The sequence below is a fragment of the Sphingomonas sp. AOB5 genome (assembly GCF_029433115.1).
Classification (GTDB): Bacteria; Pseudomonadota; Alphaproteobacteria; order Sphingomonadales; family Sphingomonadaceae; genus Sphingomonas.
This window is the reverse complement of the sequence record NZ_JARNTV010000001.1, coordinates 105,392-126,678: the sequence shown is the minus strand read 5'-3', so window position 1 is coordinate 126,678 and position 21,287 is coordinate 105,392. Positions and strand designations below refer to the sequence as shown.

The 21,287-nt window shown below is 66.2% G+C and carries 27 protein-coding genes; 10 read left to right on the top strand and 17 right to left on the bottom strand.

Annotated features, from left to right (window positions below):
- Positions 1-32 precede the first annotated feature (32 nt).
- The 4 genes from P1X14_RS00745 to P1X14_RS00730 are packed head-to-tail and all read left to right on the top strand — an operon-like array spanning position 33 to position 3,000.
- Positions 33-1,394: an arylsulfotransferase family protein gene (locus P1X14_RS00745; protein WP_277313382.1), complete on the top strand. Its 1,362-nt coding sequence runs from the start codon at positions 33-35 to the stop codon at positions 1,392-1,394.
- Positions 1,385-1,603 (top strand): hypothetical protein, encoded by a 219-nt coding sequence (locus tag P1X14_RS00740; protein WP_277313381.1) that lies wholly within the window; start codon positions 1,385-1,387, stop codon positions 1,601-1,603. The genes P1X14_RS00745 and P1X14_RS00740 overlap by 10 nt, the downstream gene beginning before the upstream one ends.
- A 1-nt stretch (position 1,604) precedes the next feature.
- Positions 1,605-1,979, top strand: coding sequence for a hypothetical protein (locus tag P1X14_RS00735; protein WP_277313380.1), 375 nt, complete (start codon positions 1,605-1,607; stop codon positions 1,977-1,979).
- Positions 1,963-3,000 carry a sulfotransferase gene (locus tag P1X14_RS00730; protein WP_277313379.1) on the top strand — a complete coding sequence of 346 codons (1,038 nt, stop codon included), beginning with the start codon at positions 1,963-1,965 and terminating at the stop codon, positions 2,998-3,000. Before P1X14_RS00735 ends, P1X14_RS00730 begins: the two co-directional genes overlap by 17 nt.
- Here P1X14_RS00730 and P1X14_RS00725 read toward each other — a convergent pair.
- Positions 2,973-4,202 (bottom strand): endo-1,4-beta-xylanase, encoded by a 1,230-nt coding sequence (locus tag P1X14_RS00725; protein ID WP_277313378.1) that lies wholly within the window; start codon positions 4,200-4,202, stop codon positions 2,973-2,975. The two genes, P1X14_RS00730 and P1X14_RS00725, sit on opposite strands and share 28 nt — an antisense overlap.
- Before the next feature lie 141 nt (positions 4,203-4,343).
- Between P1X14_RS00725 and P1X14_RS00720 the strand changes: the two genes are divergently transcribed.
- On the top strand, positions 4,344-5,087 hold the full coding sequence (locus tag P1X14_RS00720; protein ID WP_277313377.1) for an NUDIX domain-containing protein: 744 nt from the start codon (positions 4,344-4,346) through the stop codon (positions 5,085-5,087).
- Positions 5,084-5,821 carry an extensin family protein gene (locus tag P1X14_RS00715; RefSeq protein ID WP_277313376.1) on the top strand — a complete coding sequence of 246 codons (738 nt, stop codon included), beginning with the start codon at positions 5,084-5,086 and terminating at the stop codon, positions 5,819-5,821. The genes P1X14_RS00720 and P1X14_RS00715 overlap by 4 nt, the downstream gene beginning before the upstream one ends.
- Positions 5,822-5,834: 13 nt before the next feature.
- On the opposite strand, the gene P1X14_RS00710 is transcribed toward P1X14_RS00715, so the two are convergent.
- Positions 5,835-6,458, bottom strand: coding sequence for a LysE family translocator (locus tag P1X14_RS00710; RefSeq protein ID WP_277313375.1), 624 nt, complete (start codon positions 6,456-6,458; stop codon positions 5,835-5,837).
- Positions 6,459-6,559: 101 nt separating this feature from the next.
- Positions 6,560-7,111, bottom strand: coding sequence for a hypothetical protein (locus P1X14_RS00705; RefSeq protein WP_277313374.1), 552 nt, complete (start codon positions 7,109-7,111; stop codon positions 6,560-6,562).
- Positions 7,112-7,544: 433 nt separating this feature from the next.
- Between P1X14_RS00705 and P1X14_RS00700 the strand changes: the two genes are divergently transcribed.
- The gene (locus P1X14_RS00700; RefSeq protein ID WP_277313373.1) at positions 7,545-8,108 is read left to right on the top strand and encodes a CHAP domain-containing protein; all 564 of its coding nucleotides are present in this window, start codon (positions 7,545-7,547) and stop codon (positions 8,106-8,108) included.
- A 16-nt stretch (positions 8,109-8,124) separates the two neighbouring features.
- Here the strand turns inward: P1X14_RS00700 and msrB are convergent, their stop codons facing one another.
- The 5 genes from msrB to P1X14_RS00675 all read right to left on the bottom strand — a co-directional run bounded on the left by msrB (position 8,125) and on the right by P1X14_RS00675 (position 12,791).
- Entirely contained in the window at positions 8,125-8,610 is a 486-nt protein-coding gene (msrB, locus tag P1X14_RS00695; protein WP_277313372.1) for a peptide-methionine (R)-S-oxide reductase MsrB, read from the bottom strand.
- 76 nt (positions 8,611-8,686) lie between these two features.
- Positions 8,687-9,220 carry a hypothetical protein gene (locus P1X14_RS00690; protein WP_277313371.1) on the bottom strand — a complete coding sequence of 178 codons (534 nt, stop codon included), beginning with the start codon at positions 9,218-9,220 and terminating at the stop codon, positions 8,687-8,689.
- A 72-nt stretch (positions 9,221-9,292) separates the two neighbouring features.
- The gene (locus P1X14_RS00685; RefSeq protein WP_277313370.1) at positions 9,293-10,522 is read right to left on the bottom strand and encodes a cytochrome P450; all 1,230 of its coding nucleotides are present in this window, start codon (positions 10,520-10,522) and stop codon (positions 9,293-9,295) included.
- An 80-nt stretch (positions 10,523-10,602) separates the two neighbouring features.
- Entirely contained in the window at positions 10,603-11,847 is a 1,245-nt protein-coding gene (locus tag P1X14_RS00680) for an ABC transporter permease (protein WP_277313369.1), read from the bottom strand.
- Positions 11,844-12,791, bottom strand: coding sequence for an ATP-binding cassette domain-containing protein (locus P1X14_RS00675; RefSeq protein ID WP_277313368.1), 948 nt, complete (start codon positions 12,789-12,791; stop codon positions 11,844-11,846). The genes P1X14_RS00680 and P1X14_RS00675 overlap by 4 nt, the downstream gene beginning before the upstream one ends.
- Positions 12,792-12,833: 42 nt before the next feature.
- Here P1X14_RS00675 and queG point away from each other — a divergent pair, with 42 nt between their 5' ends.
- Positions 12,834-13,892 carry a tRNA epoxyqueuosine(34) reductase QueG gene (gene queG / locus P1X14_RS00670; protein WP_277313440.1) on the top strand — a complete coding sequence of 353 codons (1,059 nt, stop codon included), beginning with the start codon at positions 12,834-12,836 and terminating at the stop codon, positions 13,890-13,892.
- On the opposite strand, the gene P1X14_RS00665 is transcribed toward queG, so the two are convergent.
- From P1X14_RS00665 to P1X14_RS00655, 3 genes are read right to left on the bottom strand one after another with little or no spacing between them, the layout of a single operon-like run.
- Positions 13,867-14,391, bottom strand: a complete 525-nt coding sequence (locus P1X14_RS00665) for a methyltransferase domain-containing protein (RefSeq protein ID WP_277313367.1) — start codon at positions 14,389-14,391, stop codon at positions 13,867-13,869. The genes queG and P1X14_RS00665 overlap by 26 nt on opposite strands.
- Positions 14,388-14,759, bottom strand: a complete 372-nt coding sequence (locus tag P1X14_RS00660; RefSeq protein ID WP_277313366.1) for a hypothetical protein — start codon at positions 14,757-14,759, stop codon at positions 14,388-14,390. The genes P1X14_RS00665 and P1X14_RS00660 overlap by 4 nt, the downstream gene beginning before the upstream one ends.
- Positions 14,756-15,448 carry an EI24 domain-containing protein gene (locus P1X14_RS00655; protein ID WP_277313365.1) on the bottom strand — a complete coding sequence of 231 codons (693 nt, stop codon included), beginning with the start codon at positions 15,446-15,448 and terminating at the stop codon, positions 14,756-14,758. Before P1X14_RS00655 ends, P1X14_RS00660 begins: the two co-directional genes overlap by 4 nt.
- Before the next feature lie 55 nt (positions 15,449-15,503).
- Here P1X14_RS00655 and P1X14_RS00650 point away from each other — a divergent pair, with 55 nt between their 5' ends.
- Entirely contained in the window at positions 15,504-16,502 is a 999-nt protein-coding gene (locus P1X14_RS00650) for an adenosine kinase (RefSeq protein WP_277313364.1), read from the top strand.
- A 60-nt stretch (positions 16,503-16,562) separates the two neighbouring features.
- The gene (locus P1X14_RS00645; protein ID WP_277313363.1) at positions 16,563-17,114 is read left to right on the top strand and encodes an alpha/beta hydrolase; all 552 of its coding nucleotides are present in this window, start codon (positions 16,563-16,565) and stop codon (positions 17,112-17,114) included.
- A 3-nt stretch (positions 17,115-17,117) separates the two neighbouring features.
- Here P1X14_RS00645 and P1X14_RS00640 read toward each other — a convergent pair whose 3' ends face one another.
- The 6 genes from P1X14_RS00640 to P1X14_RS00615 form a co-directional block, all read right to left on the bottom strand.
- A complete protein-coding gene (locus tag P1X14_RS00640) occupies positions 17,118-17,636 on the bottom strand; it encodes a GrpB family protein (RefSeq protein WP_277313362.1) in 519 nt (172 codons plus the stop codon).
- An 83-nt stretch (positions 17,637-17,719) separates the two neighbouring features.
- On the bottom strand, positions 17,720-19,249 hold the full coding sequence (locus tag P1X14_RS00635) for an amino acid permease (protein ID WP_277313361.1): 1,530 nt from the start codon (positions 19,247-19,249) through the stop codon (positions 17,720-17,722).
- A 138-nt stretch (positions 19,250-19,387) separates the two neighbouring features.
- Entirely contained in the window at positions 19,388-19,765 is a 378-nt protein-coding gene (locus P1X14_RS00630; protein WP_277313360.1) for a histidine triad nucleotide-binding protein, read from the bottom strand.
- An 83-nt stretch (positions 19,766-19,848) separates the two neighbouring features.
- The gene (locus tag P1X14_RS00625; RefSeq protein WP_277313359.1) at positions 19,849-20,643 is read right to left on the bottom strand and encodes a DUF4198 domain-containing protein; all 795 of its coding nucleotides are present in this window, start codon (positions 20,641-20,643) and stop codon (positions 19,849-19,851) included.
- A gap of 70 nt (positions 20,644-20,713) precedes the next feature.
- Positions 20,714-21,028 carry a phosphoribosyl-ATP diphosphatase gene (locus P1X14_RS00620; protein ID WP_277313358.1) on the bottom strand — a complete coding sequence of 105 codons (315 nt, stop codon included), beginning with the start codon at positions 21,026-21,028 and terminating at the stop codon, positions 20,714-20,716.
- A gap of 31 nt (positions 21,029-21,059) precedes the next feature.
- Positions 21,060-21,257 carry a hypothetical protein gene (locus P1X14_RS00615; RefSeq protein WP_277313357.1) on the bottom strand — a complete coding sequence of 66 codons (198 nt, stop codon included), beginning with the start codon at positions 21,255-21,257 and terminating at the stop codon, positions 21,060-21,062.
- Positions 21,258-21,287 lie beyond the last annotated feature (30 nt).

Genomic DNA, 21,287 nt, shown 5'->3' with positions numbered 1-21,287 from the left:
GTTTGTTGGACGGGGATCGGATTGATCAGCCGGTGGCGGCCGGCGACGATGCGCAGCGCGGACGGTTCGAGCAGGTGCTCGCCCGGCCCGTGCCGCTCTGGTCGGTGCTGCTGACGGGCATTGCGGGGCTCGGGCTGGCGATCGGCCTCGGCTCGGTCGTCGACGGCTGGGAGAAGTCCGGGCCGCTCGGCCGGGTCGCGATCCAGCTGGCGCGCATTCCCGATACGATCCAGGGCAGTTTCCGTGGGGCCGCGCCCTGGTATGGCGGAAAGGCGTTCGAGCCGCTGCCGGCGGGCTTCTGGCGCAATCCCGATCAGGCCTTCACCGATCCCGGCTATGTGCTGGTCTCGCCATTCGATGCCAAGCGCGGCCGTTCGATCGTCCAACTGCTGCGGCTGAGCGACGGGCGGGTGATGCACGAATTCGTGCCCGATATCGCCGCGTCTAACGCGCAATCGAGCTTCACCTCCGAACTCACCGATATCCGCCGCGACAAGGATGTGGCGCGCAACCGGCTGATGCATCCGCTGCTGCTGTCCGACGGCAGCATCGTCGTCCACGACAGCTCGCCGCTGGCCCGGTACGATGCATGCGGGAAGCTGATCTGGTCGATCGACGGCATCTTCCATCACGGCACCGAACAGGGGCCGGACGGCAGCATCTGGACGGGGTATCGCTACCCCAAGCCGCGCCAGCCCAATGTGAAGCCCGGCTTCTGGGACGATGCGCTGGCGCAGGTCTCGCCCGAGGGGAAGCTGATCGGGGTCACCCGCATCGCCGATATCCTCGAGCGCAACGGCCTTGCGCATCTGTGGGGCAGCCGGCCCTATTCGGACGACCCCTTCCACCTGAACGATATCCAGCCGGTGTTCGAAAGCGGCCCGCACTGGCATCGCGGCGACCTGTTCCTGAGCATCCGCAACCTCTCGCTGGTCGCGCTCTACCGGCCCTCCACCGGCAAGATCCTGTGGTGGCAGACCCAGCCGTGGCGCTTCCAGCACGATGTCGAGATCCTCGACGATCACCGCATCTCGGTGTTCGACAATAATATCCGTGCCAGCGATCCGAACATGCAGGTGGATGGCACCAACCGGCTGCTGGTGGTCGATTTCGCCACCGGGCGGACCAGCTCGCCCTGGCAGGCCGGGTTCGAGCGCAACAAGCTCGCCACGCGCGCGCAGGGCCGCGGCACGCCGCTGCCCAATGGTGATGCGATGATCGAGGAAACCGAGCAGGGCCGGCTCGTCCGTATCGCGCCCGACGGCACGCTGCGCTGGCGCTTCATTTCGGCCGGCGACGACATGCGCCGCATGGCGATCAGCTGGGCGCGCTACCTTTCCCCATCAACCGATGGCCAGGCCATCCAATCCGCGGTGAGTGCAACATGCAGCTGAATCCACCACGCCTCATGGCGGCGCTTGCCGCCTGTCTCCTCCTCACCGCGCCGGGCGCGGCACTGGCCTATACCGGGCCGGGCCTTGGCCTTGGCGCCGTGGGCGTCGCCTTCGGCATCGTCGGGTCGATCCTGCTCGGGATCTTCTCGGTGCTCTGGTATCCGTTCAAGCGGCTGATCCGGCGCATCCGCGGCAAGGGAGCGCGCTGAGATGCTGCTGCTGTTCCTCAGCCTCGTCGCGGTGCTCGAACTCGCGCATCGCCTGCCGCTGATCCCCGCCTTTGCCGAGATGAGCGCCTGCAGCCGGCGCTCGCTCCGCACGATCCGGCGCGGGCGCGTGTCCGAATGGGTGAAGGAACGCGCGCTGCAATTGCTCGCGCGGCGGCTGTTCGCGCGATCGATCCGCGCGGGTGCGTTGCTGGTCGCGGTGGCGTCGCCGCTGCTGGCGGTGCTGGCTTTGCACTATGCGATGGGCGACGATCTCGACTGGGCGACCCGGCTGGGCGTGGTGCCGCTGACGCTCGGCTATGCGCTGCTGCGCTGGCAGGTCGCACCCGCATTGAGGCGTCGTGTACAGCCGCGCTGACCGCATCCTGCATCATATCGCGCTCGGCTTCCGCCCGGTCCTCGAAGCTTCGTTCGATATCGAGCGGGCACGCTATCGCCGGGCGCTGAACGGGATCGCGGTCGAGGCGCCGGTGTTCGTTTCCGGGCTGGCGCGCGCGGGCACCACGGTGCTGATGCGCGCGCTGCATGCGAGCGGCGGCTTTGCCTCGCTTTCCTATCGCGACATGCCCTTTCCGCTGGCGCCGAACAGCTGGGCACGGCTGGGCCGGGGCTTCCAGCGTCATGTCGAGACCAGCGAACGCGGGCATGGCGACGGGCTGACCCACGATCTCGACAGCCCCGAGGCGATCGAGGAGGTCTTTTGGCGGATGCATGAGGGCGACCGCTATCGCACGCGTGAGGCGCTGCTGCCCGAGCCGGTGGCGCCAGATACGATCGCGGCGTTCCGCGACTATGTGCGGCTGGTGCTGCTGCGCCATGGCGGGCCGCGATATCTGTCGAAGAACAACAACAATGTGCTGCGGCTGCCTGCGCTGGTCGCGGCCTTTCCCGACGCGGTGCTGCTGCATCCGTTTCGCGATCCGCTGCAACAGGCGATCTCGCTGCGCACCCAGCATGTGCGAGCGGACAAGCTGGCGGCCGAAGACCCGTTCCGCCGCCGCTATATGAGCTGGCTGGGGCATCACGAATTCGGCGCGGACCAGCGGCCGTTCGGGTTCGAGGGTGCGCCGGGCGCTGGGGAATCGCGGGCGCGGATCGATTACTGGCTGAAGGGCTGGATCAGTGTGCACCGCGCGCTGCTGGCCCAGCCGGAAGCGGTGGCGGCGCGGCAGCGCTTCCTCGATTACGACCGGCTGTGCGCCGATAGCGCCGGGCACGAGGCGGCGTTCGCGCGGGCCGCCGGGCTGGAACGCGCGCCTTCGCTGTCCGGCCTTGCGCCGCCGCCGTTGCATGCCGAACCCGGCGCCGATCCCGGCCGGCTGGCGCAGGCGCGCGCGGTGCTTCCCGAACTTCAGGGGCGGGCGGTGGTGGCCGCATAGGCCGCGGCGATCGCGTTCTGCATCGGCTTGGGGTTGAAGCTGCTGTCATAGGGGCAGGGACGGCGCGGCTGGCCGTCGGCGCGCGGCTCGAAGCCCTGCAGCCAGCTATATTTGTCGCACAGCCCCCAGAACAGCACGTCCCTGAGTGCCGGATACCCCATCATCAGATCGAGATAGGCGCGGGCATAGTCGCTCAGCGCCGCGTCGCGACTGGGGATATCGGCGGGCAGGCCGGTGTCGCGTACGTCCATCTCGGTGATCACCAGCTTGTAGCCCAGCGCGACCACTGCATCGAGGAAGGCGCGCCAGTCGGGACCCTGGTTGGCGACCAGGGTGGCGACCGGCGTGTTCGAATAGATGCCGATATGGCTCTGGATGCCCAGCGCATCGACCGGCACGCCGCGCGCCTTGAACCCCTGCAGTAGCGCGAGGACGCCTGCGCGGTGCGTCGCGCCGCCGCCTTCCCAACTCATATAGTCGTTATAGACGAGCTGGGTCGTCGGCAGTTCGGCGCGCGCGGTGCGGAAGGCGAGATCGAGCGTGGGGATGGCGCCGCCCAGCGCGGTGCTGAGCGCGGTTTCGTAGAGCGCGCCGGTGCCCGGATCGACCGCTTCGTTGACCACGTCATAGCTGGCGATGCGGGTGCCGTAGCGCCGCGTGACGGTCTGGATATGCTCGGTGAGGATGCGCGTCGCTTCGGCGGTGCCTGCGCCATAGGGATGGCTCTCGGCCCAGGCGGGCATCCAGCGGCGCTGGTGCCACAGCAGGGTATGGCCGCGCATCGCCAGCCCCTTGCCCTCGGCATAGGCCAGCATCGCGTCGAACCGGCCGAAGTCGAACGTTGTCGCACTGGGGCGGATCGCCTGCCACTTCAGTTCATTCTCGGGGACGAGGATCTGGCAGTCGCGTTCGAGCAAGGCGGCATAGCTGGGATTGGCGAAGGAGCCGGCGTCGGCGCCGGCATTGCTCCATGCGACCGCCGATCCGAAGCGCATGTTCTTGGCCGCCGCGTTGGCCTTTACCGGCGCTACCGACAGCGGTGTCGGCGTGGGGGTGGGCGTCGGGGTTGGAGTAGGTGTCGGCGTAGGAGTCGGTGTCGGGGTGACGCTGCCGCCCGAACTGCTGCTGCTGCTGCTGCATCCGCCGGCGGCCAGCGCCAGGATCGCGGCCATGGTTTCCCGGCGCGAGAATCGCTCGCTCATCTTCCTCTCCCCAGCCATCCGCGCCCGGCTGATTGCCGGATCATCCATGAATGATAGCGCTAACAATGTGGCGGCATCGATGGCGGCGAGTCAAGCCGCGAACGGATCGACCGGGCGTGCAAATGGTTTAGGGTGTCCGCAATGTCCGACTCCGAAATCCATCCCGCCGCCACCATCGTCGTCATGCGCGAAGCGGCGGATGGGCCGCCCGAACTGCTGATGGTCGAGCGGGCCAAGGCGATGTCGTTCGCGGGCGGGGCGCTGGTGTTCCCCGGCGGGCGGGTCGATGCCGGGGATCATGTGCTGGCCGAACTGATCGGCGGCGACGAGGAGACGGCCTCGCGCATCGCCGCGGTTCGCGAGACGCTGGAGGAAGCGGGAATCGCGGTCGGCCTGTCGGTCGCGGCCGACGCGATTCCGGAGCTTCGCCGCGCGCTCTATGCCGGTGAGCCGATGGGCGCGGCGTTCGAGGCGGCGGGCGCGGAACTGCAGTTGGATGCGCTGGTGCCGTTCGCGCGCTGGCTGCCGCGCGGCGTGCATCACAAGGTGTTCGACACGCGCTTCTACCTTGCCCGCGCGCCCGAAGGTGCCGAACCGATCGTCGACGGCAACGAGAATACCCGCGCCTTCTGGATGAGCGCGCGCGACGTGCTGGCGGAATGCGATGCGGGGCGGGCGAGCATCATCTTCCCGACGCGGCGCAACCTCGAGCGGCTGGCGCTGTACGCATCGTGGGAGGATGCCGTGGCCGATGCCAACGCGCACGAGGTTCGCATCCTGACGCCGTGGATCGAGGAGCGCGACGGCGAGCGCCATCTCTGCATTCCCGACGATCTCGGCTATCCGGTCACCTCGCAGATACTGGCCGAAGCGGTCAGAGGATGAAGGCGACGCGGCGTGCGATCAAATGGACGATCGCGGTCGGAGTGCTGCTGTTCGGCGCCTTCCTGCTCTACGCCGTACTGCGCAACCGGCCACAGGATTTGCCTTGGACCGAACTCGACCTCGCCCAGCCGGTCGGGCTGTTCACCGCGGGCAAGATCGCCGCGCTGCGCGAACATCCCGGCAAGTGCGAGGCGCTGCTGGATCGTGCGGGAATCGAATATGCCGGCCAGCCCGAGATCATCGTCGAGGGCGGCCAATGCGGTTATTCGGACGGGGTGCGGTTCGAGGGTGGCGGTGCGCGGCGGATCGATCTGGTGCCGGCGCGGGTCACCACCTCCTGCCCGGTCGCGGCCGGACTGGCGCTGTGGGAATGGGAAGTCGTCCAGCCCGCCGCGCTGAAGCATTTCGACAAGCGGGTCAGCGCGATCGAGCATCTGGGCAGCTATAATTGCCGCCAGATCGTCGGGCGCGGCGAGGGGGTGTGGAGCCAGCATGCGACTGCCAATGCGCTCGACATCTCGGCCTTCCGGTTGAGCGACGCGCGGCGGATCACGGTGAAGGGCGACTGGAACAGCAATGATCCCGCAGTCCGCGCCTTTCTGCGCGAGGTGCGCGACGGGGCGTGCGGCATGTTCACGACCGTGCTGTCACCCGACTACAATGAGGTGCACCGCGATCATTTCCACTTCGATCAGGGCAATCGCGGGATGATGGGGTGGAAGGCCTGCCGGTGAGCTAATTGAGGACCTAGGCCCTGGACGCGGCCAGTTTCAGCCCGAATGCGATGAAGACGCCGCCGGTCAGCCGGTCGAGCGACTTGAGGATGCGCGGCTGGCGCAGCATCCGGCCGAGCGGCGCGGTCGCCGCGATCAGCAGCGCGAACCACAAAACGGTGATCGCGACATGGACGCAGGCGAGGAAGAAGGAATAGCCCGCCACGCTGGCGCCCGCCGGAATGAATTGCGGCAGGAACGTTACGTAAAAGATGCCGATCTTCGGGTTCAGCATGTTGGTGAGGAAGCCGCGGCGCATCGCCCGGATGCCGGCGGCGCGCGACGCATCGGCATCGGCGGCCATGGTCTCGCGCGGGCGCCACAGCATCGTCGCGCCGACCCACATCAGATAGGCGGCGCCGGTCCATTTCACGACCGAATAGGCGAGTTCGGACGCGTGCAGCAGCGCGCCCAGACCGAGCGAGACGGCCGCACCCCAGACGAGGCAGCCGACCAGGATGCCGATCGACGCGAAGATGCCCGCCCGCGCGCCCTCCGACGCTGCCGCACGCAGCACCATCGCGGTATCGAGGCCCGGCGTGATGGTCAGGATGAAGGCCGCGAACAGGAAGGCGAGGAACAGGGCGGGATCGATCATCGCTCCGCGCTAGGCGCACTATGTGGCGGGGAATAGGCGCCGTGCACGAAAAAGCCCCCGGAGAACGTTCTCCGGGGGCCTTGTCTGTGCGGTGGTGAAGCTCAGTTGGCGAGCGGCTGGCCGTCGACCTTTTCCACCCATTGCGGGAAGAAGGCCGGCTGGCGGTTCGACCAGCCCGAGGCGGTTGCCGCGGCTTCGCTGATCGACTGGAGCAGCTTGCGGCGCAGGTCCGGGTGGAGATGCGGCAGGGCCGCGGCCGAGCAGAAGGCGGCGGGAAGCCAGGGGCGGACCTCGGCGCCGACCAGGCGCTCATAGAGGAAGCGATAGGCCGAGAAGTTGGTCAGCCGGCCCTGGCTCAGATCGAACGCGGTGACGGTGACCAGAGGCGCCATGAACGGCTCGATCGCGTCGAGGGCGCTGTCGTCGGGGAGCAGCGCACGGATCTCGGTAAGGCGATCGTACATGCGGGCCTGGGCGCGGATGCTGGCGGCTTCGACCACGTCGCGCGACCAGCGAACCATCGCATCGTCGCGCTCAAGGCCGATATCGAGCGAGCGGCGGATATACCGCTGCGTCGCCGCGGCGAAGCTCGCAAATTCTTTCATTTCGGCCAGCGTCATCGCGCCTTCCGCCGGTTTCATTCGTGCGCCCATATCGAACCACTCCACCCCAGCAATTTGCACTGGGCAGATCATGCGCTCGAATGGTTAACGCAGCGCTTAATCTGCCGTCGTCCCGCGTTCAGCATTGGACGCCAGTTCTTTTTGCAACGCAACATGGCTTGCGACGAACGGAGTCCCGTGAACGGAAAACGCCTGAATGTGATGCGCTTGGGCAACAAACCAGTCATCTTGGGATGATCACCTACGTGCGAATCCGGATCCGTAATGATGCGGAGCAGCAGATCGCTGCATCGCAAAACGGTTCGTCCCCCGCATCGCTCGACTCGTCGTAAGGTTCCGAATCCGGTCTCCGGCCCACCGCCTCGATCCAACGGTTCGTCCCGTACGACGGGCCGATGGGTAGACTGTTAAACTTCGATCTGGTCATCAGCATTCACCGATCACGTTCCGATCCGGGGGGTTAATGTCTTTTCGAGCTCTGACTGCGCGTTTCGCGCTGATGGTGGCGCTTTGCCTGGCGACTTCGGTCCCCGCGATGGCGAAGAAGTCGTCCTATCTGCAGTGCGTGCCCTTCGCTCGCGAAGTCTCCGGCATCGATATCCGCGGCAACGCATGGACCTGGTGGGGCCAGGCCGAGGGCCGCTACGAGCGCGGCAACGAGCCGGAAGTCGGTTCGGTCATGTCGTTCAAGAAAACCGGCCGTAACCCCTTCGGCCATGTCGCCATGGTTTCGGCGATCGTCAGCGATCGCGAAGTGCTGCTGACCCATGCCAACTGGTCGTATCGCGGCGGCATCGAGCGCAATGTCCGCGCCATCGACGTGTCGCCCGCCGGCGACTGGAGCCAGGTGAAGGTCTGGTTCGCGCCGACCGCCAGCATGGGCACCACCGTGTTTCCGGTGAACGGCTTCATCTATCCGAACGACGACAAGGACGGCCCGGCCTTCGGTCAGCCGCTCGAGCTGGCGGGCCGCAAGGTCGAGCGCCCGCTGCTGCTCGCTTCGTTCATGGGCAAGTCGAGCCTCTGATCCCTGCTTAGGGGCTTTACCGTTTCGGCGTGAACTTCAGCGCGACGCCATTCATGCAATAGCGCTTGCCGGTGGGCCGCGGTCCATCGTCGAACACATGGCCGAGATGGCCGCCGCAGCGGCGGCACAGCACCTCGGTCCGCGTCATTCCCAGACTCCGGTCGCTCTTCGTCACCACGGCATTGGCCAGCGGCGCATAGAAACTGGGCCAGCCGGTGCCGCTGTCGAACTTGGTGGTCGACGAGAATAGCGGCAGCGCGCAGCCGGCGCAGGCGAAGATGCCCGCGCGATGCTCCTTGTTGAGCGGGCTGCTGCCCGGATATTCGGTGCCGCCATTGCGCAGTACATTATAGGCCAGCGGGCTGAGCCGCTTGCGCCATTCGGCGTCGGAAAGCTTGAACTCGAAATTCTGCGCGGCTTCGGCGGCGGGCGCAGGACCGCATGCAGCGACGAGCAGGCCCGACCCGGCACTGGTCAGCAGGTTGCGGCGGCTGATCTGCATGGCTTCGACTCCTTCTGCCATAATGTGGGAGGTTCGCGCGAAATCGCCAGAAGGATGCGGACCGCGCGAAAGAAAGCTACATCGCGTTCTCGTCCGGGATTGCGTCATTGGCGATCGCATAGCCATTTTCGTCGCGCGTGGCGGGTCGATAGCGTTCCCAGTCCCGAAGCTCGTCGCTCATCGGACCCCAGTCGAAATTCACCGGGGTGAGGCTGATCTTGAAGAAGCCTTCGCCGCCGCCACGGGCGCCGCGAGCATTGTCGCTCTCGACCCGGTACAGCACGCCCGGCCGCAACTCCTGCGGCGCGACCTTCTGCACGAAACAGGCGGGCGTGACGCTGTAGGTCAGAGGGAAGGTCGGTTTGCGGGCCTCCCCCTGGCAGCTTGCATCGGGCTTGCGCACGATGTGCCACATCACTTGCCGGTCGTGCGACACGATGATCTCGTCGGAGGCGATGTCCTTGATCCGCTTGCCGCCGAACGGCCAGTTGCCGGGATCGTAGATCTCGAACATGATCCGCCCGTCGCGCGCGATGGCATGGATGACATTCGGCGCCAGCGAGCACCCGCCCAGCGCCAGTAACGCACCCGCCAATATCGCTTTCCGCATCGATCCTCTCCCACAGGTTCGAAGCGAAATCCTATCAGGGTTGCGGTGCCGGGCGAGGGAAATCGCCAAGCCTCAATAGTGGCTCAGCTCCGCGCGCATCTGGCGATAGCCGTGGACAAAGCAGGCGGCGACGCGTTCCGGTTCGGCCAGTACGTTTACGCGCAGGCGGCGCCTGGCCATTTCCTCCATCAGGATGCCGATCTGCAATTCGGCCAGCCGCGCGCCGACGCAGCGATGGATGCCGTGGCCGAAGGCGAGGTGGCGGCGGGCATTTTCGCGCTCGACCATGATCTTGTCGCCATCGGGGAAGACGCTCTCGTCGCGATTGGCCGAGACGTACCAGAGCGCCAGCTTGTCGCCCTCGCGAATCTTCACGCCATCGACTTCGGTGTCCTGCGTGGCGGTCCGCCGCATATGCGCCAGCGGGGTCTGCCAGCGGATGATCTCCTGCGTGGCGTTGGCGATCAGGCCGGGATTGGCCTCCAGCTTGGCGCGCTCCTCGGGGAACTGGTTCAAGCCCCAGGCATAGGCGCTCATCGAATTGCGGGTGGTATCGTTGCCGCCGACGATGAGGAGGATGAGGTTTCCGAGGAATTCCATCTGATCCATGTGCGCCATCGCGTCGGAGTGGATCATCATCGAGATCAGGTCGGGCGTCGGCTCCTTGCCGATCTTGCCCTGCCACAGATTGCCGAAATAGGCCGCGCATTCGAACAGGATCTCGCGGCGCTTCTCCTTCATCACCGGATCCTTGGCCATCTCGATATCGCCGGCCCAGTCCGACCAGTAGGTCAGCTTGCGCCGGTCCTCCCACGGGAAGTCGAACAGGATCGCCAGCATCTGCGTGGTCAGTTCGATCGAGACGCGATCGACCCAGTCGAACTCTTGTCCGACCGGCAGCGAATCGAGAATCTCGGCGGTGCGGGTGCGGATATTGTCGCTCATCCGCACCATCTCGCTGGGCGTGAAGGCGGGGGCGACGGTGCGGCGCTGGCCGGTATGTTTGGGCCGGTCCATCGCGATGAACATCGGCATCTTGATGTCGCCCTCGGCCATGTCGGCGATGGTGATGCCGCCGGCCTCGGACGAGAAGATTTCGGGCAGCGATTCGATCTGGACGATCGGCTTGTAGGTCGACACCGACCAGAAGGGACCGAAGCCGCTATGTTCGGTGTAATAGATCGGCGCCTTTTCGCGCAGCTCGCGGAACGGCGCGTGCCAGGTGTCATCGCGATACAGCTCGGGCCGGCTCATATCGAGCGGATCGACGATTCCCTGGGTCTCGGTCGCAAGCGTCGCCATCGGGCCTCTCCATAATTTTGCCGGAGTAGGCCTTTAACTGACATGCGTGTCAATAGAGTAGCGCCAGAGTCGCGTCGATCTCAGGCTTCGATCGGCCGGGCCGTTTTCTTCCGTCCGAACAGCTTGAGCGGCGCATTGCCCGACTTCAGCACGCCGCGGCGGAACACGCGGGCGCCGATCGTCACGGTGATGCCGACCCAGAGCAGCTGCCACACCAGCGCCAGCGCGTGCGGCCACAGCTCGGGCGAGTTCGCCGCGCGCCCGGCCATCGCCATGGGCGAACTGAGCGGGAAGATCTCCGATGCAATCGTAGACCAACTGTCCGGGTTCGCCGCGCCGAACGACGCGAAGGCGAACATGCCGACCTGAAGGATGGTGATCGGCAGCGAGAGCATCTGGATCTCGCGCTGGGTCGATGCCAGCGCGCCGACGCTGAGGAACACCGCGCCGAGCAGCATGTAGGACATGGTGAAATAGGCGATGAACAGCAGGGTGAACATCGGTCCGCCCACCGCCGGCCCGATATCGGCAAAGCCGCGCAGGATTTCGGGGGGCAGCAATTGCGCGCCGTTGCCGATCAGCGTTCCCCAGAAGGCGAGGAACAACAAGGCCACGCCGAACATGCCGATCAGCTTGCCGAGGAATACGCTCTCCAGGGGAATGGCGGCCGCCAGGATCTCGATCACCTTGTTCGATCGCTCCTCGGCCATGGTGCCCACCGCCTGACCTGCCAGCAACAGGGTGAGGAAGAAGATGCCGAACACCGAGAAAAAGGCCGCTTGGCTCTTGCCGCTCGACGAGGCACCTCCGCGGGTTACCACGTCGATATCGGGCGTGCTGAGCCGGGCAGTGCCGCCGGCCTTTTCCGCGCGCAGCGTCTGTTCGGCGAGCTGGCCGAGATACGCTGCCTCACGCCACGAATTGGTGCCGCGCAGGATCTTCGGCTTTTCGAGCGGGCCGAACATGACTGCCGAGGCTTCGAAATCGTCGCGATCGAACATCGCGCGGGCCTGACGCGAGGTGTCGCCATGCGGGGCCTGAACCAGAAGCTGCGGGCGAGCTGCGGCCGGGAACAGCAGGCGCATCTGCTTGTCGATCTCGGTCAGCGCCGCAGCCTGCGTAGCGGGTGCGATCACGACCATGCGCTGCTTGGCTTCGCCGCTGTTCGACACGCTGTTCGCGCCCATGCCGCCGACCAGACCGAAGCTGAGCATGATCAGCGGCGCCAGCAGGAACAGCAGGAAGGTGGGGGTGAACACCGTCGCGGTGAAATCGCGGCGGGCGATGGTGAGGGTCTGGCGCACGGCGCGGCGGAACTTGCTCATGCCGCGTTCTCCGTCAGCGCGTCGGGTCCGGCATCGCGCAATGCGTCGGGGCCGACGATGCGGACGAACGCGTCATGCAGGCCGGGCCGCTCGATCGACAGGCCCGAAATGCCGTGCCCGGCCTCGATCAGCTTTACCAGCAACGCTTCGATCCCTTCCTTGGGGACGCTGAACCGCCAGCTGTCCTCGCCTTCGCGCTCGGCATCTTTGGGCAGCAGCGCGCGCAGGCCATCGGCGTGATGATGCGGCGTGTAATGCGCCTTGAAGGGCAGGGTGGCGCGGGCATCGGCGACAGTGCCTTCGAAGCGGACCTTGCCGCCGGCGATGATCGACAGGCGATCGCACAACCGCTCGGCATGGGCCATGACATGGGTGGAGAAGAGGATCGTCGCGCCGCGGTCGCGCTGGGCGATGATCAGCTTTTCCAGTTTCTCCTGATTGACCGGATCTAGGCCCGAAAAGGGTTCGTCGAGCACCAGCAATTCGGGTTCGTGGACGACCGATCCGAGCAGCTGGACGAGCTGGGCCATGCCCTTGGAGAGCTTGCGGATCTTCTCGTCGATGGCGTGGCCCAGGCCCGCATCGGTCAGCAGCTGTTCCGCGCGCTTGCGGCCCTCGCGCCAGGGCAGGCCGCGCAGGGCGCCCATGAAGGCGATGGCGTCGCGGCACTTCATGCCGGGATAGAGGCCGCGCTCTTCGGGCAGATAGCCGACGCTGTCGCTGGCTTCGCGTGGGCGGTCGCGGCCGAGCAGCATGCGCTCGCCGCCGTCCGGTTCGATAATGCCCAGCAACATTCGCAGCGTGGTGGTCTTGCCCGCGCCGTTCGGCCCGAGCACGCCATAGATCAGCCCCTTGCGGACGGCGATATCGACGCCATCGACCACGCGGCGGTCGCCGAAGCGCTTCACCAGACCCTTGGCGCTAACGGCCAGACCATCGCTCAAACGGGGTAACTCCTATAATCCACTTCGTGGTAGCGGGTGGTGGTGCGGCAAGACAAGTCACTCGAAGCGCAAATCAAGGTGAAGGCGGCAGAACTGGGGTTCGCCGATTGCGGAATCGCGCGTGCCGATGCCGCGCCGCAATCGGGTGCGCGGCTGCGGGAATGGCTGTCCGAGGGCAAGCACGGATCGATGATCTGGATGGAGGAGCGCGCGCATCACCGCGAAAGCCCCGCGGGGCTGTGGCCGGAAGTGCGTTCGGTGATCTCGCTGGGCATGAGCTATGCGCCCGCGATCGATCCGCTGGCGCTGGAAGGGCAGGGGGATCGCGGCCGCATCTCGGTTTATGCGCAGGGGGCCGATTATCACGATGTGGTGAAGCGGGCGCTGAAGGCGTTGGCGCGATGGCTGGTCGAGCAGTCGCCATCCGACCTGAAAGTGTTCGTCGACACCGCGCCGGTGATGGAGAAGCCGCTGGCCGAGGCGGCTGGGCTGGGCTGGCAGGGCAAGCACACTAATCTGGTCAGCCGGACGCATGGCAGCTGGCTGTTCCTCGGCGCGATCTACACAACGCTGGATCTGGCGCCGGACACGCGCGGGGTCGAGACCTGTGGCAGTTGCGACGCGTGCCAGACGGCATGCCCGACCCAAGCCTTTCCCGCGCCGTTCCGCCTCGATGCGCGGCGCTGCATCTCGTATCTGACCATTGAGCACAAAGGCCCGATCCCCGAGGAATTCCGCGCGGCGATGGGCAACCGCATCTATGGCTGCGACGATTGCCTGGCAGTGTGTCCGTGGAACAAGTTCGCCGCCGCCGCGCAGGCGAACATGGCGTTTGCGCCGCGGGCCGAACTCGTCGCGCCGGAACTGGCGGAATTGCTGTCGCTCGACGATGCCGGGTTCCGGCAGGTCTTCTCCGGCTCGCCGATCAAGCGGATCGGGCGCGACCGGATGGTACGCAACTGCCTGATCGCGGCGGGGAACAGCGGCGATAAGGCGCTGGTGCCGGTGGTCGAGCGGCTGATCGACGATCCCGACGACGTGGTGCGCGAAGCGGCCGGATGGGCCTTGGCGCGGCTCAGCCGGGAACCCGCCACAGATTGACCTGCACATGATCGGCGGTCTCGCTGATATCGGCGGGCCAGTCGTGCATCGGGAAGCAATAGCCGATAATCCGCGCGCCGGGCTTTGGCTCGGCCCTCAGCCGCGGGGCGAGCAGGCGGTTGGCGAGGGTAGTGAGATAGAGCGAGACGATGGTCGCATCGTCGAGGCGCGTGGCAAACAGGTCTTCGCAGCGGAACTCGGTAAGGTGTGCGACTCCCGCCTCTCGCGCGGCGGCTTCGGCTTCGGCGATCCGCTCGGCATCGATGTCCACCCCGATCGCGCGGGCGCCGCGCCGGGCGGCGGCGATGACGATCCGTCCGTCGCCGCATCCGAGATCGATCAGCAGGTCGTCCGGCCCCGCTTCGGCAAGGTCGAGCAGCCGTTCGACGACGGGCAGCGGGGTCTGCCAGAAGGGCGCGTCGAGATGGTTGGGCGTGCCGGCATAGGGGCCGCGCGCTGCGGCGCAGGCCCGATCACCGTCCGATTCTTCCTCACTCACTGCTTCTGCAGCGCCGCCACGCAGCTGGCCTGATCGATCGGGCTGCCGTCGCGCTGGCGGGTATCGATATGCGTCACCAGCGCCTCGCCGCGGCCCTTGGGATAGAGATAGGCGTCGAGCACGCAGATCGGTCCCGCGAATTGCAGCTTGCGGCCGGCGCCTTCGGTCAGGTCGATCTGCGGCTTGCCGAAGGTGGCGATGAGGCGCGTGGCAGGCTGGCCGTGTACGCGGTCGAGTCCGGCGGCCATCGCGGTGGGCGTCACCGGCACCGGGATCGGCGCGGCGCGCGCGGGCCGGGCGATCTCGGCAGTCGTGCCGCCGCACGCGGCGAGCGTCAGCGCGGAGAGGGTTACGGCGAAAGCTCTCATTTGGTCTTTCCGAGATGATAGGCATGGGTCGCCATCGCGGCGCCCAGGATCGGCCCGATCAGGTTGAGCACCGGCACCAGCATGACGCCGGTGCCGACCGAGCCGAGCATGAAGCGGCGGAAGCTGGTCTTTTGCCGCCATTTGGGCAGGTCGCGCGCGCCCATGTGCCGCGCCGCGACCATGTCGCCCAGATCACGGCCGAGCAGCCAGCTGTTGACCACGAAGAAGGCGATGGCCGTCCCCACGCCGGTGACCAGCAGCACGATATAGACCGGCGCGAACAGCAGGTTGATGACGATGAGGCGCAGTGCCGAGCGAAGTCCCATCGCCACCGAACGCGCGAAGGGCACGTCGCGTGCCGCCGCATGCGCCTGCGGATAGTGACGTGCCTCGACCGCGGCGACCACTTCGTCGGCGAAGATGCCGACCACGCCGATGGCAATGGCGCGGAACAGCAGCCACCAGGCGAACAGCATCACCACGATGGTCATGATATCGGCGACCACCCCGCCTTCGCGGCTGATCCCCATCCACGGGCCGTAATTGTCGATCAGCCAGTGCAGGCCCCACCACAGCCCGACGCCGGCGGCGGCGAACAGCAAGGCGGTGAGCGCAAGCGACTTCAGGAACACCGCGGCCACGCGCCGATCGAGCAATTGCCCGAGCGAGAGGAAGAGGGCGTGGATCATTGCGCTCTCCTTTGCCTGTCCGTAGGGGAGCAACGCAACCTATTTGGAGTTTCCGGTGACAGCAGCCACCTATGATGTCGTCGCGATCGGCAATGCGATCGTCGATATTCTTTCGCAGGCCGATGACGCGTTCATCGAAGAGATCGGCGTCGCCAAGGGATCGATGCAGCTCATGTTCTCGCCGCAGGAGGCCGATGCCCTCTATGCGAAGATGGGCCCGGGTCGCGAAGTCTCGGGCGGATCGGCTGCCAACACCGTCGCCGGCATCGCCGCGATGGGCGGCAAGTGCGCGTTCATCGGTCAGGTCGCCGACGACCAGCTCGGCACCGTGTTCGCGCACGATATCCGCGCGGCGGGCGTCGATTTCGACACCGAAGTGCGCGCAGGCGACCCGACCACGGCGCGCTGCCTGATCTTCGTGACGCCGGATGGCCAGCGCACGATGAACACCTTCCTCGGCGCCTCGCAGTTCCTGCCGGCCAGCGCGCTGGACGAGAGCGTGATCGCCAGCGGCGCGATCCTGTATCTCGAAGGCTATCTGTGGGATCCCGAAGAGCCGCGCGCCGCGATGCGCAAGGCGATCGACATCGCCCGCTCGAACGGCCGCAAGGTGGCCTTCACCTTGTCCGACGTGTTCTGCATCTCGCGACATGGCGACGATTTCCGCAAGCTGATCGCCGATGGGCTGATCGACATCCTGTTCGCCAACGAGAACGAGCTGCTCGCGCTGTGCGAGAAGGACGAGTTCGAAGCGGCGGTCGTGCATATCTCGGGCAAGGTGCCGCTGACGGTCGTCACCCGATCGGAAAAGGGTGCGATCGCGCTGGCCGGCGGCGAGCGGGTTTCGGTTGGCGCGGAGCCGATCGACAAGGTGGTCGACACCACCGGCGCGGGCGACCTGTTCGCAGCGGGCTTCCTCCACGGCCAGGCCAAGGGTCTCGGCGTCGAGGCTTCGCTGCGTCTCGGCGCGATCTGCGCGGCGGAGATCATCCAGCATTATGGCGCGCGTCCCGAAGCGGACCTGAAGGCGCTGGCGGAAGCCGCGCTGGGCTGACGCCGAAACTTTCCGCACCTCGCCGGGGTTGGACCTTCCAACGCTGGCGAGGTGAAGGACATGCCGACACAGATCCTGTTCGTTCAGGGCGCCGGAGAGGGCGTGCATGATGGCTCGGACGACAAGCTCGTCGCCAGCCTGAAGCGCGAACTCGGTGGCGGTTATTCGGTCATCTATCCGCGCATGCCCGACGAAGCCGATCCTCAATATGCCATATGGAGGCCCGCGTTGCGCGAGGCGCTGGGCGGGCTCGAGGATGGCGCGGTGCTGGTCGGCCATTCGGTGGGCGGCACGATGCTGATCCATGCGCTGGCCGAACAGGCTCCGGATTTCCGTATCGGCGCGCTCGCCCTGATCGCCGCGCCCTTCATCGGCAAGCATGGCTGGCCCAGCGACGAACTGGCCGAGCGGCACGACTTTGGCGAGCGGCTGCCTGCTGGTGCGCCGGTGTTCCTCTATCACGGGACCGCTGACGAAGAGGTGCCCCCCGCGCATCTCCAGCTTTACGTGCATACGATGCCCGATGCAGTCGCCCGCCTGCTCGATGGCCGCGATCACCAGCTGGGCAACGATCTGAGTGCCGTCGCGGCGGACCTAGCCGCCGTGTCCTGAGCGCTATCGCAGCGCCGCCACCGCTTCGGCTTCGACGCGTTTGATCCAGGCGTCCTTGCAGTCGCAATAATCGTCGATGCTGGCTGCGTTGCGGGCCGCGCAATCGAGCTCGAGCGCTTCATATTCGGCGGCGAGAGCGGGCGTGGCGCGCAGATGGTCGCGGAAGGCGAGGTGGCGGTGGATCGACGGATCGCCGCCGGCATAGCTGTGGAAATTGACGCGGCGCTCGCCCGTATCGGGGGCGGTCAGGGTGCAATAGCGGCGGCCGGGCAGGCCATATTCGCCGCGCCAGCGATAGCCGAGCGTTTCCATCGCCGTGCGCATCGTGTCGAGTTCTGTCAGGCTTTCGCCGACGCCCAGCAGATCGAGGATGGGCTTGGCGGCGATGCCGGGGATCGATGTCGATCCGATATGATGGATGGCCAGCGCGATCGGGATCGCGGCGCGGATCCGTTCGGCTTCCGCAGCGGCCAGCGCGGCCCAGTGCGGATCGTGCGGTAACAGTCGGACGGCTTTGGGCATGGCTTGCTATCGACGTGAATCGATCAAAGAAAAAGGGCCGGGGGTGAACCCGGCCCTTTTCGTTTCCAGTTGCGACGCTGGCCTTACGGCTGCTCGCCGACCGGAGCGACATATTCGCCCATGTCCGGCTGGTCGTCCTGGTCCTCGCCCTTCTGCAGGTTCGAGTTCCAGATGCCGTACACGAAGTACAGCACGATGCCGCCCAGCATGTACCACAGGAAGAACATCAGCACGCTCACCGGCACCGTCGTGATCAGATAGACGCACGACAGGATGCCGAGGATCGGCGTGACCGGATAGAAGGGCACCTTGAAGCCGCGCGGCAGCTCCGGCGCCGAACGGCGGAGATAGATGACCGAGAGGCAGACGATCGCGAAGGCCGCGAGCGTGCCGACCGAGGTCATGTCGCCCAGCACGTTGATGTCGAAGAAGCCCGCCGCGACTGCGGTGAGCAGGCCGACGACCAGCGTGTTGACCCAGGGGGTCTTGAACTTGGGATGGACGGTCGAGAACACTTTCGGCAGCAGGCCGTCGCGGGCCATGGTGTAGAAGATGCGGGTCTGGGCGTACATCAGCACCAGCACCACCGAGGTGAGGCCGATGATCGCGCCGATCTTGATCGTCTTGGCCAGCCAAGCCCACTGCTCGCCGAAGCTGTCGACGACCACCGCGACCGGATCCGGCACGTTGAGCGAGGCATAGGGGACCAGCAGGGTCATGATCGCCGCGACCAGCATGTAGATCACGGTGCAGACGACCAGCGAACCGATGATGCCGAACGGCATGTCCTTGCCCGGATCCTTGGCTTCCTGACCCGCGGTCGAGACCGCTTCGAAGCCGATATAGGCGAAGAACACGATCGACGCGGCGCGCATGATGCCGTCCACGCCGAACTTGCCGTCACCCTGGTTCTCCGGGATGAACGGGACCCAGTGGGCCGCCGAAAGCTCGCCGAACTTCGACAGCACGATCAGGCCGCCGACGACGATGAACGCGGTGAGCACGCTCACCTTGATCGCGACGATGACGTTGTTGACCTTGGCCGATTCCGACACGCCGATCACCAGCAGCAGCGCGAGCGCGATGCAGATCAGGAAGGCGGGCAGATTGAAGATGGTGGTGACGGTTGCGCCGTCGACCAGCACCGGCGCGCCGTCCTTCATCAGAAGGTGCCCGGCAGGCCCGGTGAATTGCGCGGGTATGTGGATCCCGAAATCCCCGAGCAGGCTGACGACATAGCCTGCCCATCCGACCGCGACCACCGAGGCGGCGATGCCATATTCGAGGAGGAGGAGCACGCCCATCACCCAGGCGATGAACTCGCCCAGCGTGGTGTAGCCATAGGTATAGGCCGAGCCGGACACCGGCAGGGTCGAGGAAAGCTCGGCATAGCAGAGGCCCGCGAACGCGCAGACGATGCCCGCGACCACGAACGATAGCAGCACGGCTGGGCCGGCATGGAGCGCCGCGGCGCTGCCGGTGCGGACGAAGATGCCCGCGCCGATGATGCAGCCGATGCCCAGCAGCAGGAGATTCCATTTGCCGAGCGTGCGCTTGAGTTCGCTGTTTGCGGTTTCGCGCTGTACCTGCGCGATGGACTTGCGGGCGAACATGCGCCCCACAATTCCCTTATTCGGAGCTGATGCCATGAGTTTCCCCCTCGCCGGAATCCCGTTCCGGTGTGATGATTGGCGCGAAGCCTAACCGCAAAACGGAGGGGCGCAATAATTTTATAACAGTTGGGCCACGGCTCACCGCGTCAGCATCGGCCCCATCCGCCTGCCTGCGAAGATGTGCACATGCAGGTGGGGCACTTCCTGTCCGGAATCGGTGCCGGTATTGGCAAGCAGGCGATAGCCCGGCGCGACCATTCCCGCCTCGCGCGCGACGATGCCGACGGCGCGGACGAACCCGGCGATCTCCGCATCGCTGCCCCTGGCCGAGAAATCGTCCCACGAGACATAGGGGCCCTTGGGGATCACCAGGATATGCTGTGGTGCGACCGGATTGATGTCGTGGAAGGCGAGCGCGAACTCGTCCTCATAGACGCGCTTCGACGGGATCTCGTCGCGCAGGATCTTTGCGAAGATGTTGTTCGGGTCGTAAGGCTGGGTGGCGTCGACGGGCATGAAACTCTCCGGGGTTCGGCCCTTCCTTAGAAGCTTTCGGGTGAGGCCGGAAAGGCGTCTTCGGAGGAATCTGCCCGGCCCGGTCACACCGCGTCGAATGCCAGCGTATAGGTGTAGCTGCGATACGGCGTCGGCGATCCGGCGGGGGCTTCCGCACGGTGGCGGACCAGCACCAGATAGGTGCCGGCATCGGCGGGGGTGAGCGCGAACTTGCCCGCGGCGTCGCTGCGCACCGTGGCGGCGAGCTTCTTGCCGTCATGCACGCCCGCGCTGCGGAACAGGGTGATTTCGGCACCGGCCAGCGGCTTGCCGTCAAACAGCAGCACGAACTGCGCGGCTTCGCCCGCGGCGATGCTGTTGGGATGGGTGATCGCCTGGATTTCGAGTGCCGCGCCGAAGGGCTTCAGCGCCGCGCCGGTCTGGGCGCCCTTGGTCACATAGGCGTCGGCAAGGGTCATGCTCTGCACATCGACCAGCTTTGCGTCCGCGGGGATCGGATCGTCGCTCTCGCCGCGGACGATCCATTTGGTGCCGTCATGATACATGGTCGACTTGCGCCCGGCGCGCTGGCCGGTGGTGATGCGATAGGTGCCGTCCGCCTTCACGTCCGCTTCGAAGATCGAGAGGTCGCGCAGATAGGTGACCGGGCCGACTTCGCCGCGGGTGCCGTCGGGCTTGATCAGGTGGAACGGCGCGTCGCGCATCGCGACTTCGGGGACGAACGCATCCTCGGCAAAGGCCGAGGTGACGGTGATGTGATCGCCAGTGATGTCGAACAGGGTCGGCAGGATATAGGGCATGTGCGCATTGGCGACGCCCGCGACGATCAGCGTGATGCCCGCAGCCAGGCCTGCAGCGCGCTTGAAGATCGATCCCATGTCAGTTCCCTCGATGATTTCGAGGGCGTGCTAACGATATTGAGAATGAGTCGCAAATCATTATTCGCGGTCAGTCGGCGCGCGATGCCTTTTCGTCCAGCCCCGAAACGCCTTCGCGGCGGACCAGCTCGGCGCGGACATCGTCCAGCGTGAGGCCCGCGTCCGCAAGCAGCACGAGCAGATGGAACACCAGATCGGCGGCTTCGCTGGTCAGCGCGATCGGATCGTTCTGGATCGCGGCGATGACGGTCTCGGTCGCTTCCTCGCCCAGCTTCTGCGCGATCTTGGCGCGGCCCTTCGCGGTCAGCTTCGCGACATAGGAGGACGAGGGATCGCCGGTGCGGCGTTCCTGAATGACCTGTTCGAGCGCGTTGAGCGGATCCATGATTTCCGGCTGGGACAGCCGGGCGATCCTGTCAATCCTGAGCTTCCGCCTTTGCCTTGCGGAACTTCGCGCGCATTGCCCGGCGGACGAACCAGACGCCGAACGCGGCGCACAGGAACAGGGCGAAATCGGAAAGCTCGGGCATCGATCGCGTGCCTGCGACGCCGGTATGTGCATCCTCGGCATAGGCCGGGAGGGCGATCAGCAGGGGAAGGGCGTAGCGGAGCATGGGCGCAGGATACCCGCCAAAAGTTAAGAT

Coding starts and splice junctions, on each gene's coding strand:
- P1X14_RS00700 (WP_277313373.1), top strand. CDS start 7,545: ATGTCTTTTCGAGCTCTGACTGCGCGTTTCGCGCTGATGGTGGCGCTT.
- msrB (WP_277313372.1), bottom strand. CDS start 8,610: ATGCAGATCAGCCGCCGCAACCTGCTGACCAGTGCCGGGTCGGGCCTG.
- P1X14_RS00720 (WP_277313377.1), top strand. CDS start 4,344: ATGTCCGACTCCGAAATCCATCCCGCCGCCACCATCGTCGTCATGCGC.
- P1X14_RS00620 (WP_277313358.1), bottom strand. CDS start 21,028: ATGGATCCGCTCAACGCGCTCGAACAGGTCATTCAGGAACGCCGCACC.
- P1X14_RS00690 (WP_277313371.1), bottom strand. CDS start 9,220: ATGCGGAAAGCGATATTGGCGGGTGCGTTACTGGCGCTGGGCGGGTGC.
- P1X14_RS00655 (WP_277313365.1), bottom strand. CDS start 15,448: ATGATCCACGCCCTCTTCCTCTCGCTCGGGCAATTGCTCGATCGGCGC.
- P1X14_RS00640 (WP_277313362.1), bottom strand. CDS start 17,636: ATGCCCAAAGCCGTCCGACTGTTACCGCACGATCCGCACTGGGCCGCG.
- P1X14_RS00710 (WP_277313375.1), bottom strand. CDS start 6,458: ATGATCGATCCCGCCCTGTTCCTCGCCTTCCTGTTCGCGGCCTTCATC.
- P1X14_RS00725 (WP_277313378.1), bottom strand. CDS start 4,202: ATGAGCGAGCGATTCTCGCGCCGGGAAACCATGGCCGCGATCCTGGCG.
- P1X14_RS00645 (WP_277313363.1), top strand. CDS start 16,563: ATGCCGACACAGATCCTGTTCGTTCAGGGCGCCGGAGAGGGCGTGCAT.
- P1X14_RS00615 (WP_277313357.1), bottom strand. CDS start 21,257: ATGCTCCGCTACGCCCTTCCCCTGCTGATCGCCCTCCCGGCCTATGCC.
- P1X14_RS00740 (WP_277313381.1), top strand. CDS start 1,385: ATGCAGCTGAATCCACCACGCCTCATGGCGGCGCTTGCCGCCTGTCTC.
- P1X14_RS00715 (WP_277313376.1), top strand. CDS start 5,084: ATGAAGGCGACGCGGCGTGCGATCAAATGGACGATCGCGGTCGGAGTG.
- P1X14_RS00635 (WP_277313361.1), bottom strand. CDS start 19,249: ATGTTCGCCCGCAAGTCCATCGCGCAGGTACAGCGCGAAACCGCAAAC.
- P1X14_RS00630 (WP_277313360.1), bottom strand. CDS start 19,765: ATGCCCGTCGACGCCACCCAGCCTTACGACCCGAACAACATCTTCGCA.
- P1X14_RS00705 (WP_277313374.1), bottom strand. CDS start 7,111: ATGGGCGCACGAATGAAACCGGCGGAAGGCGCGATGACGCTGGCCGAA.
- P1X14_RS00680 (WP_277313369.1), bottom strand. CDS start 11,847: ATGAGCAAGTTCCGCCGCGCCGTGCGCCAGACCCTCACCATCGCCCGC.
- P1X14_RS00735 (WP_277313380.1), top strand. CDS start 1,605: ATGCTGCTGCTGTTCCTCAGCCTCGTCGCGGTGCTCGAACTCGCGCAT.
- P1X14_RS00625 (WP_277313359.1), bottom strand. CDS start 20,643: ATGGGATCGATCTTCAAGCGCGCTGCAGGCCTGGCTGCGGGCATCACG.
- P1X14_RS00660 (WP_277313366.1), bottom strand. CDS start 14,759: ATGAGAGCTTTCGCCGTAACCCTCTCCGCGCTGACGCTCGCCGCGTGC.
- P1X14_RS00685 (WP_277313370.1), bottom strand. CDS start 10,522: ATGGCGACGCTTGCGACCGAGACCCAGGGAATCGTCGATCCGCTCGAT.